The 10,408-nt window shown below is 62.1% G+C and carries 10 protein-coding genes; 1 reads left to right on the top strand and 9 read right to left on the bottom strand.

What is annotated here, in order from left to right; translation table 11 throughout:
* Window positions 1-366: 366 nt before the first annotated feature.
* The 9 genes from AC1DMK_RS30415 to AC1DMK_RS30375 all read right to left on the bottom strand — a co-directional run bounded on the left by AC1DMK_RS30415 (window position 367) and on the right by AC1DMK_RS30375 (window position 8,787).
* On the bottom strand, window positions 367-603 hold the full coding sequence (locus AC1DMK_RS30415) for a BrnA antitoxin family protein (RefSeq protein WP_477863958.1): 237 nt from the start codon (window positions 601-603) through the stop codon (window positions 367-369).
* Between the two features lie 517 nt (window positions 604-1,120).
* Window positions 1,121-2,812 (bottom strand): dihydroxyacetone kinase family protein, encoded by a 1,692-nt coding sequence (locus AC1DMK_RS30410; RefSeq protein ID WP_477863957.1) that lies wholly within the window; start codon window positions 2,810-2,812, stop codon window positions 1,121-1,123.
* 60 nt (window positions 2,813-2,872) lie between these two features.
* On the bottom strand, window positions 2,873-3,595 hold the full coding sequence (locus AC1DMK_RS30405) for an amino acid ABC transporter permease (RefSeq protein ID WP_477863956.1): 723 nt from the start codon (window positions 3,593-3,595) through the stop codon (window positions 2,873-2,875).
* Entirely contained in the window at window positions 3,592-4,242 is a 651-nt protein-coding gene (locus AC1DMK_RS30400) for an amino acid ABC transporter permease (RefSeq protein ID WP_477863955.1), read from the bottom strand. The genes AC1DMK_RS30405 and AC1DMK_RS30400 overlap by 4 nt, the downstream gene beginning before the upstream one ends.
* Window positions 4,235-5,014, bottom strand: a complete 780-nt coding sequence (locus AC1DMK_RS30395; protein WP_037060198.1) for an amino acid ABC transporter ATP-binding protein — start codon at window positions 5,012-5,014, stop codon at window positions 4,235-4,237. The genes AC1DMK_RS30400 and AC1DMK_RS30395 overlap by 8 nt, the downstream gene beginning before the upstream one ends.
* Before the next feature lie 55 nt (window positions 5,015-5,069).
* Window positions 5,070-5,951 carry a substrate-binding periplasmic protein gene (locus AC1DMK_RS30390; protein ID WP_477863954.1) on the bottom strand — a complete coding sequence of 294 codons (882 nt, stop codon included), beginning with the start codon at window positions 5,949-5,951 and terminating at the stop codon, window positions 5,070-5,072.
* Window positions 5,952-5,981: 30 nt separating this feature from the next.
* Window positions 5,982-7,118 (bottom strand): NAD(P)/FAD-dependent oxidoreductase, encoded by a 1,137-nt coding sequence (locus AC1DMK_RS30385; protein ID WP_477863953.1) that lies wholly within the window; start codon window positions 7,116-7,118, stop codon window positions 5,982-5,984.
* The gene (locus AC1DMK_RS30380) at window positions 7,115-8,485 is read right to left on the bottom strand and encodes an FAD/NAD(P)-dependent oxidoreductase (RefSeq protein WP_477863952.1); all 1,371 of its coding nucleotides are present in this window, start codon (window positions 8,483-8,485) and stop codon (window positions 7,115-7,117) included. Before AC1DMK_RS30380 ends, AC1DMK_RS30385 begins: the two co-directional genes overlap by 4 nt.
* Complete coding sequence (locus AC1DMK_RS30375; protein WP_477863959.1) at window positions 8,485-8,787, bottom strand: (2Fe-2S)-binding protein; 303 nt, start codon at window positions 8,785-8,787, stop codon at window positions 8,485-8,487. Before AC1DMK_RS30375 ends, AC1DMK_RS30380 begins: the two co-directional genes overlap by 1 nt.
* Before the next feature lie 113 nt (window positions 8,788-8,900).
* On the opposite strand from AC1DMK_RS30375, the gene AC1DMK_RS30370 reads away from it, so the two are divergent.
* Window positions 8,901-10,280 (top strand): MmgE/PrpD family protein, encoded by a 1,380-nt coding sequence (locus tag AC1DMK_RS30370; RefSeq protein ID WP_477863951.1) that lies wholly within the window; start codon window positions 8,901-8,903, stop codon window positions 10,278-10,280.
* Window positions 10,281-10,408: the final 128 nt, after the last annotated feature.

Below are 10,408 nucleotides of genomic sequence, written 5' to 3'. Positions count from 1 at the left end.
GAGGGTCATGGACCTACGAGGACCTCAACATCTTTATCGCCGGGCCTACTCTCACAACGCCAGGCGTAAATATGGACGTTCGTGGTGCGCCCGATGAAAATGATCGCCTGAACGTAATCGCTTATCTGAGAACGCTCAGCGACTCGCCGCCTCCGCTGCCCTGAGCCGACCGCGGAAGCATGCATATGACACATGGCCGCCCTCAGCCCATTACCGATCCTGGCCGAGGTGCCCCAGTTCCAACACTATCCGTGAGCGCGCGGTTCGATCTGGGCGCTTAACGCAATGCCAATCCACCACGGCAGTAAATACTGCTACGCGCCTGTCAAACCGATCAAGACAACCGGCCTCCCGATCGCACAGGGTTCAACGATCGTTCCCTATGACGGTACGCAATGCGTCGTTGATGCGGTCCTGCCAACCTGGACCATCCGCCTGAAAATAGGCGAGCACATCGCCGTCGAGTTTCAGGGAGACAAGCTCCTTCACATTCGGCAGCGCTCGCCGTTCGACGGCAGGCGCCGGGGCCGCCTTCTTTGCGGGCTTGAACAGGGCCTCGGCAGCATCATGCAGATTGACCGGGCGGCGTGGAGTTCGTGTCATGCTTCTCTCCAAAGGGTCGTGGTGCGTACTATCACGCCTCGGCCTTTTCTGCGAGCCGGTCGATCATCTGATCGACCATTGTGTGCGACGATCGAGTAGTAACGCGCTGGCGGTCGCGATCAGTTCGCACTGCGGCTTACTGGCTGTGCGACGGCTGCGACGGCTTCCGGCCTGCTCTCCCGGAATGGGGGCGTTATTCCCCCTGCTGGATGCTCAACGGATATCGTTTCGGATGATGAATGGAAGTTGAGATGCTTATGGGCCGGTTTGCCGAATTAAAGGCGATCTGATCCAGTGTCAGAACGGCCGTGTTTTGCTCAAGCATCCGACTCGCGAAGATGCTCCGCGGGGCGGACGTGCCACAACCCGATGCATGCTGACAAACGCGCGAGTTGTGTGCGCGGCAATTGCGTCGCGCCGCCGCCTTCGGACGCACGGCGACCCCCGCGGTCGCCGATAACTTCCCTCATGAACTGCTGGCGCCGACAACCCGTTCGCTCCTTGACCCGGCGATTGCTTACGGAGAGGTTGCTTTCAACCAGACGACTGCGGCTGCGGCACCTGCATCGGGGCTACCAATCGCGCGCGCGCCAAGATAGCTCGCCCGGCCAAGCCTCGGATGCATGGTTCTGGTTCGCACCATGCCCTCTTCAGCGGCTCCTACGGCATTTCGCCAAGCGGTTTCGACAGGCACACCCGCAGCGACACCTTCGGCGAACACGCGTGTCGCCGGCTGCAACGCGTCGATCATCGTCCGGTCGCCGGGCGCTGCACCGCCAAGATCCATGATGGCTCGAACCGCAGCCGCAAACGCGTCTGAAATGTCCCTCGCCGATGGTTCGTCGATCGCAGCTAGATGGCGTGATGCACGCATCAGTGCCGCGGCATAGAAGGGTCCTGAGCTGCCGGCGATTGCCTTCCTGATGCGGTCGGCCGCCTCGGCCAGTCCATGCGCCAAACTCGAATACGCTTCGTCCGAAAGGGAAAGCAGGGCCTCCGCGCCGCGCCGCATGCTGGCGCCGAGATCCCCGTCGCCGGAGATGCCGTCCAGTCTCGCGAGCTCGTCCTCAGCATCGATCAGTGCCCGCGCAACGCGTGCGAAGACGTCGCGCAGTTGCCGACCTGAGCGGCTGATGTTTACGTCATCGCCTTTGCTCGCAACGGTCTTCGTGCTCTGCCGTGCTACAATGGGGCCCCGGTTGACCAGCCCTCCTCCGGGCCAGGCGAGCGTTCTGACTGGAACATCGAGCAACGCCAGGTCCTTCGGCGTCACCGCCATGACGGAAAGGGAAAAACCTGGCATGTCGAGGGCGGAGAGAAAGGTTCCGGCCCAGGCACGGATGGTCGTGAACCCCTCGTCCTTCAGCCGCGCAATCCCGGCGCGCGCCAGGATCGCAAGTTCCAGAGGCGGTGTCGATCCAAGGCCGTTAACCAGCAGGACGACATCATCTCCACGCTTGATCTTGCCGTCGGCAGCAATCGTGTTGATAACCAGATCGACCAATGCGTCCGCAGTAGCGATCGCCATCCTGCGCACGCCCGGTTCGCCATGAATGCCAAGCCCGACCTCGATTTCGTCCTCGCCAAGTATAAAGCCCGGGTTGCCGACAGAGGGAAGCGTGCAGGATCCAAGCGAGACCCCCATGGAGGAGACCCGCTCCGCCGCAGCTCTGGCGATCGCCGCAACATCGCCAAGTGGAAGCCCCCGCATAGCGGCCGCTCCGGCAAGCTTGTGGACGAGGATCGTGCCGGCGATGCCGCGGCGCCGTTCAACGGGAACCGTGTCACGAAGCGCCGCATCGTCTGCGACGACGACGATCTCGACAGGTATGCCTCCAGCGCGGGCCATCTCGGCGGCGAGCCCGAAATTCAACCGGTCGCCTGTGTAGTTCTTAACGATCAGAACGGCGCCGGCCGGGCCGCCGACTGCTCGTATGGCGGCCAGGACGGCATCGGCACTCGGCGACGTGAAGACATCACCTGCCACAGCCGCCGTCAGCATGCCGGGTCCTACAAAGCCTGCATGGGCCGGCTCGTGGCCGCTGCCACCGCCGGAGATGAGCGCAACCTGACGCGCGTTCGGCTCCGGCAGTCCTGCCTGGATGACGATGTTTTCATCGCTCAAGAGTGCCGTTGTCGGCGAGAGGGCAACCATACCCTCCAACATTTCCCTGACGACGTCTTCCGGCCGGTTTATAAGCTTTTTCATCTTCACTCCATCACACCTTAAGAAAAATGCGGCCCCGCGCTAGCGGTGCACATACCGCGGTCATCGCAAGACCGCCGCCTCGACGACAGGCCGCTTGCTGCGGGCAAGAGCACGTTGTCCCTGTGGCTGCTGAAGGCGTCGCTCAAGGGCGTGCGCGACGAGCGATGCCGGCCAAGCGAGGCCGAAATAGAATACGGCAGTCAACGCGAACACATGCAGCGGCATAAAACTCTCGGACATGAGCTCCCGCGAGACCAGCGTCAATTCCGGAACCGCGATGAGCGCGCAGATCGAGCTGTCTTTTAGGAGCGAGACCAGATTGATCAACAGCGGGGCAATCGTGTGCCGGATCGCCTGTGGCAAAAGCACAAGCCGGAAGCTCTGGAACGGTGTCATGCCGCTCGCCAGCGCCGCCTCAAGCTGTCCCGCCGGCATGGCCTGAAGGCCGGCCCGGAAGACTTCGGCAAGATAGGCAGCATAGACCAATGCAAGACCGATCGTGCCGGCAAGAAACGCCGAGAGGGTAATGCCGGCACCTGGCAGCGCAAAATAAAGAAGATAAAGGATCACCAGAACCGGCACACCCCGCGCAAACCCGACGTACAGGCGTGCCATCAGCCTTGCCGCGGCATTGCGGCGGCTGCGCAGATATTCGATGGGCAGCGCCAGCACAAAGGCGAGGCAAAAACCGCACGCCGTCAGAGATAACGTCAATCGCAACCCGACAAGCAGCCGCGGCCCCCAGTCAGTGATATTATCTGAAATGGTCTCTAAGAACATCATCGGGTCTCCAGTCGGCGCTCGGCCAAGGACACGGACTGCGCCACGGCGCCGGTCAGAACCAGGTAGACAAGAGCGGCACTTCCATAGATCAGAGCCGTTTCAAAGGTTTCGTTGACGAGCTGTCGCGCGTTGAACATTATCTCGGGCGCAGCGATGGCGGCGACAAGAGATGTATCCTTGACGAGCGCGACCGCGTAATTGCCAATCGAAGGCAGCGCTAGTCTCAAGCCCTGCGGAAGCACGATCAACCAGAAGGCAACGAAGGGCGTCAGCCCGATCGAAGCGGCCGCCTCGCTCTGTCCGGCAGGAACCGACCGAAACCCCGAGCGAAAAATATCAACGGTGATGGCGCCGCCGATCAGGCCTAGCCCAAGGATAGCCGCCGCCATCGACGACAGCCGGATTCCAAGCGATGCCAGGCCGAAGTAGAGTAGGAACAGGAAGGTCAGGCTCGGCACGTTGCGCAACGCTTCGACATAAACCCGAATGGCCGTCTGGAGCATGCGGTTGTTTGTCAGAACGGCGGCTGTCGCCAGGGTCATGCCGATGGCGAGCGCTACGGCCAGGGCGCCTGCGGCTACCTTCACGGCGACCAGGGCTCCGGTGAACAACGCCTGAGCGATCAGTGCTGGAAGTGCGTCACTCATGTGGCTCTCCTCCAAGCTGCAGGCTTGCTAGGAACTGCTTCAGACGTGGCGACTGCGGCCGATCGAGCACTGCCTTTGCAGGTCCCTCTTCGACGATCCGTCCGCCATCCATAAAGATGATGCGATCGGCGACCTCGCGCGCAAAGGCAATCTCATGCGTGACGAGAACCATTGCCCGCCCTTCGACTGCCAGTTCCTTGATGACGGTCAGGACTTCCCCAACCAGCTCGGGATCGAGCGCCGATGTCGGTTCGTCGAAGAGCAAGACCTTCGGCTGCTGCGCCAAAGCGCGGGCAATCGCCACGCGCTGCTGCTGGCCCCCGGAGAGCCGATGCGGCATCTCGTCGGCCTTGTGCGACAGATGCACCTTGCCGAGCAGATCCCCGGCAAGCCTTTCGGCATCGTTGCGGCTCATCCCCTTGACCTTGCGCGGCTGCAACGCGACGTTGGCGCGAACCGACAGATGCGGCCATAAATGGAAATGCTGGAAGACCATGCCGATCTGAGCGCGCTGCGGCGCCATCTCCCGATCCGTCATCCGCTGACCATTCCGCCGGTAGCCGATCGTTTCGCCCTCCAGCCGGATCTCTCCCTCGCTCGGAGGCTCCAGATAGTTGATTGCCCTCAGACACGTCGACTTTCCCGAACCGCTCGGACCGATCAGGGCGACGCGCTCGCCACGGCGAAGCTTAAACGAGACATCCTTTAGGACTGTCAGGTGGCCGAAGGATTTGCCGAGATTGGAAACCTCCAGAAGTGTGTCGGCGCCCATGGCCGCCTCCCTTGTTCGAGGACAGATGCGGCCGGTCGCCCGGCCGCCACTTTCGCTATTGGTCGCAGACCGGCGGCGTCCAATTCGCAGGGCGGTCCGCACCGGCTCTGAAATTTTCCGGCGACGGCGTGTAGTTGGCATCCGAGATGTTGCCGTAGCGCTTGCCGATTGCCTTCACTTCACAGGATGTCCATAGCGCACGGATCTGCGTGCTGAGGTCGGCCGCCAGATCGCCATTCTGCTTAGATAGGCCAAAGACATATTGCCGCCCGAGGCCGGTCAGCAGCGGAAAGTCCGGATTGTTATCGGCAAAGGCGAGATTGACGAGGCCCCAATCTGGGTTCTTCGACAAGGCATAATCGATGACCGGTGGATCGCCGACCAGCGCCTCGATTCGACCGGCCAGCAGATCGCGAAGTGCCGCGTCGGTGCTGTCATAGAGCGAAAGTTCGAGTCCGGCGATCTTCCGAAGCTCCGGCAGAAACGAGAAACCGGTCATCGAACCGACCTTGTGATTTTCCAGATCCTTGAGCGTGTGCCATCCCGCCTCCTTTTTAGACGTGATGCCGTTCTGGAAGTAACCGGTCGGGTCCGTCATCGACAGCGTGTCGGCGCGCTGCTTCGTCCAGGCGACGTTACCGCCGATAATGTCGACGCGGCCGGTCTGCACCGCAGCGATCGCGCCTGACCACTCCATGGGAACCGGCTTGATCGTCAGCCCGAGTTTTTCGGCGGCGATCTGCAAGATGTCACCGTCATAGCCGGCGAGCTTGCCGTCACGGGCCACCAGTCCCGGCATGTCGCCGGTGATGGCGACCGACAGCACATTTGGTTCGCTCAGATGATAGGACGGATCGATGGCTGCGGCCGGACCAGATGCCAGGCTTGTTGCGAGCGCCACAGCGCCGCCGAAGATTTGATTATGCAGATGTCGCATGTCTGTTCCCTTTCGATTTGTTTGTGGATGTCAGGACTGGCCGACCGGAGCCGGAACCGGATTGAACCGGGTCATGGCGAGGCCGGATATCGATGTCGGTGAGTGGCCATCGAGACTAAGTTCGGCGAGGACGGCACCGACGGCTGGCCCGAGTTGAAACCCGTGGCCAGAAAAGCCGAAGGCATGAAAGAGGCCTCGGACGGTAGGGCTTGGACCGAGCACTGGCAGGCCGTCTGGCATCCGTCCCTCAATGCCCGTCCAGCTCCGCAAGAGCAGGACGTTCTGGAGCTGAGGCACCATGGTCACGGCAGCTGCGGCTGCCTCCATAGTGATCTCGGCAAGCGGCCTGGCGCGCAAGCGTTCTCGATCGGCAGTGCCGAGCCCGGCGCCAAAGATGACGCTGCCTTGGGCGGCCTGGCGGATATAGATGCCGCCGCCGCAAATGCCGAGATTGGGTCCGATCAAGGGTGCAATCGGCTCGGTCACGCACATGTTCGGCGCCATAACTTTCTCATCGACGTGGTCGCCGAATTGGGCAGCGATCGCCGCACCCCAGGCGCCTGCTGTGTTAACCAGGCAACGTGCTCGAACCGGGGTCGGATCATCATCGAGCCGGATGGCAAATCCGCCCTTGGAAGGCTCGGCGCCGATCACCCGGCAATTTTCACGGATATGGGCTCCACGTACGCGGGCAGCGCGCGCAAAGGCCGGCGCGACGAGCCGCGGATTGGCCTGACCATCTTCGGCGCAAAGGGAGCCGCCAGCATATCGGTTCGACAGATACGGGAGTCTGCGTTTGAGATCGGCCGCATCGAGAATGTCGGCATGTATACCATGCTCGCCGAGCAGCGATTGATGCGCAATCAGCTCCGTCATATCAGCGTCGCTGCGCGCAAGCTTCAAGTGGCCGGTCGCCGTAAACTCACAATCCGTTCCGATCAGGCTCTTCAGGTTGCCCCAGATTCCGCGGCTGCGGCGCGCAAGGGCAAGCTCGGCCGGATGGCGCCCCTGCTGACGGACACCGCCATAATTGACGCCGCTTGCATGAGCGCCGCAACGACCGCGCTCCATTAACACGACGGAGGCGCCTTTGAGCCGGGCATGGAGCGCCGTCGAGCAGCCGGCAAGTCCACCACCGATGATCGCAATGTCGAAAATCTCCGTCATGGTTCGTCTCGCACAAGGTCGGCAAGCGCGACCGGCTTGACGGGGGCCTGCCCCCGCAAGCGACCGACGGCCTTGATGTCGGTGCCAGTTGCAGCAGCAATGAGCTCGGCGGTCGTAGGACCGCAGAGGCGTCCCTGACAGCGGCCCATCCCGACGCGGCAGAAGGCTTTGACCCGATTGATCTCGGCTTCGCAGGAGGCGGCGACAGCCTGCCGGATCGTCCCCGCGGTCACGCCTTCGCAGCGGCAGACGACGACGTCGTCAGGAACCTCAGCAGCGATCCGGTGCGGGAAAGCGAAGGTCTCGTCCAGTGCCCTGCGAAAACGCGCGGCCTTCTCGATCCTGTGCCGATCGCGGCCAGTCTCAGCCGGCACGGGGTGACCGCTGTCACGGAGAAGAGCCGCCGCCGCTAGTCGGCCGCTGGCCTGCGCAATTTCGCCGCCACGGATTGAGAGTCCGTCGCCGGCAAGGTAGACGTTCGCCATCGAAGAGCGGCCGTCGGCGTCGGCACGAGGCAACCATTGTCTTTGAACTGGATCAAACGTGAAGTCGAGCCCGAGCAGATCAGCGATTTGGGTTTCGGCCTTGAGGCCGTGCCCTATTGCAAGGCCGTCGCAGGTCGCAATCCTGTCGTCATCACGCCAACGATAGGCAACACCTGTCACACGATCATCTGCGCCGCGCAAAACTTCGAGCACGCGGACTCCGCTCAGCAGCGGAATGCCGCGCCCTCGAAGTGCGGCCATGTAGAACAGCCCTTTTGCGAAGGCAGTTCCGCCGGAAATGAGCGCCGGAAACAGCGCCATCTTTCCAAAGGGATTGCCGGTCTCGAGAACCGCCACAACCGCAGCCCCGGCTTTGGCATACTGGTAGGCGACTAGATAAAGCAGAGGGCCGGTGCCGGCGAAGACGACACGTCGACCGATCAACGACGCCTCGGCCTTGAGCGCAATCTGCGCACCACCGAGACTGTAGACGCCCGGCGCCGTCCAGCCCTTGACCGGTACGACCCTATCCATTGCACCCGTCGCGATGATGAGATGGGACCAGTCCTGGACGGATGGCCCGTTTCTACTCAGGAGATGCAGCTTGCCCTCGCATGCGCTCCAGATCTGGGTCTCTGGTCGATAGTCGATCGCCGGCGCGAGCGCCGCGAAAGCATCGCGAAACGCGACCGCGCTTTGCGCATCGAAACCGTAGAGCTTGGAGGCGGTTCGCATGAGCTCCGGCCCGGGACGGCGGAATATCTGTCCGCCCGGGTGAGACGCCTCATCGATAACGATCGGCCGCAATCCGGACCTGGCGATCGTGCCCGCAGCGGCAGTGCCTGCAGGCCCGCCACCGATGATGACGACGGTGGGGTCCATCAGATCGCCTCCGGCGCGGTCGTCACGAGTTCCATGCCGGCTTCGATACGACTCGTGCAGGCACGCAAGCGCCGCCCATCGATCTGCCATAGCCAGCAGTCCTGACACGCGCCCATTAGGCAGAAGCCTGCGCGCTTTTCAGCAAGAAACTCAAAGTTGCGCGCGTGTCCTGTTCCCATCATGAGGGCAGTCAGAACGGTTTCTCCTTGCCGCGCCGCATAAGATTTCCCGTCAACCACGATCTGGACCGGCACGGCGTCAATCGCAGTCAGCCTCTTGGGGCCGTAATGGGCCTGATTGATCACCTTTTATCCTTCCTTCCGGATTTGATGTTGACAGGCTAGGCGTCCACATTATGGATGTCAACGTGGATTTAAATTCACAGTTCAAAGTTCAACAGTGGGATGCTCGAAACATGAATACTACCGGAGAGAGTATATCGAGGGTAACTGGCGGCGGCTTCAGCGCGGCGGTGCTGGCTACCCGTTGCAACGAGATCGAGCGGGTTCCGGAAGGAGCTTACAGTGCCGCGCGCAGAACGGTCCTGGACACGCTCGGCGTAGCAGTGGCCGGATCGACGACGGATGCAGGCAGAGCGTCGCTCAACGCGGCGGCAGACATATGGGGCGACGGGTCAGCAGCAGTCTGGTTCTCGGACAAGCGGCTGCCGCCTGTTGGAGCGGCCTTCGTCAACGCCACCTACGCAACCGCCCTCGATCTCGACGACGGTCATCGGCAGGCCTCAGGTCATCCCGCAGCGGCGATCGTGCCTGCAGTGCTTGCCATTGCCGGTCAGGTCGGCTGCAGCGCCCACAGGTTGCTGACGGCGATCGTCTTGGGCTACGAGGTTGCCGTGCGCGTATCGGCGGCGCGCGATATAAGGACGATCCGCACAACGGACACGGGCCTGTGGTGCGGACCGGGCGTCGCGGCTGCCGCCGGATGGCTGACATGCCGGTCAGCGCCGGTGATTGCCCACGCCATCGCGATCGCCGGACAGACTGCGACGTCCCAAGCGGCGACCGGCTGGACCGCGCTCGGCCACACCGTAAAGGAAGGGATACCCTGGGCGACAGCCAATGGCCTCCAAGCCGTGGCGCTCGCGGCCGCTGGCCATCGCGGCCCGCTCGACATTCTGGACGATCCCGCCCACTACAATCGGAAGCGGCTGTTTGAGGGCTTTGCGAAGACATGGGCGATCGAACAGTCCTACTTCAAGCTTTACAGTTGCTGCCGTTGGGCGCATGCCGCAATCGATGGCGCACTGGTGCTTGCTGCGCGCTTGAAACCCGATCCGGACGATATAGAGAGCCTGTTGATCGAAACCTTCGACCGTGCGCTGACGCTGCCCAACCAAAGTGAGCCACAATCGGCAGAGGCCGCACAGTACAGCATCCCCTTCTGCGTTGCCCTGGCACTGATACACGGCGAGCACGCGCTGCTGCCGATGAGCGACACGCATCTATCCGACAAGCGTGTAATCGGGCTTGCCAAACGTGTTCGGTTGTCAAGTGCAAGTGCATACCGTGATGCCTTTCCAGCCGGCACACCGGCACGTGTGGCGATGACGGCAAAGGGAAGACTGGAGGCGATCGAAGTGTTGCTCCCACGAGGCGAAGCACAAAATCCTCTGACCGCCGGGGAACTGCAGGAAAAGTTCCTGACCCTCTCGTCGGCCCTCGGCCAAGAGCACGCATCGGGAATCGTCAAGGCGGTCAACGAGCTTGGCGTTCATCAGAGCGCCGCGCGACTGTTTGCGGTTCTGAGCAATTCCCAGGGGAATCGGGTGAGTTAATTATCGAGAGATTGTACTTGCCAGGAAGTCGTCGTCCCATGCTGCGACCTTTCGTTTCAAACGCAGGGAATCCTTGCCCGGCGCTCTTCGGATGAGATTGAGAGCCATGTGCTTTATGGTGGTGAAGT

It is taken from the genome of Rhizobium sp. 05L419 (assembly GCF_056397845.1).
The sequence above is the reverse complement of the archived record's forward strand: the minus strand, read 5'-3'. Positions and strand labels throughout refer to the sequence as shown.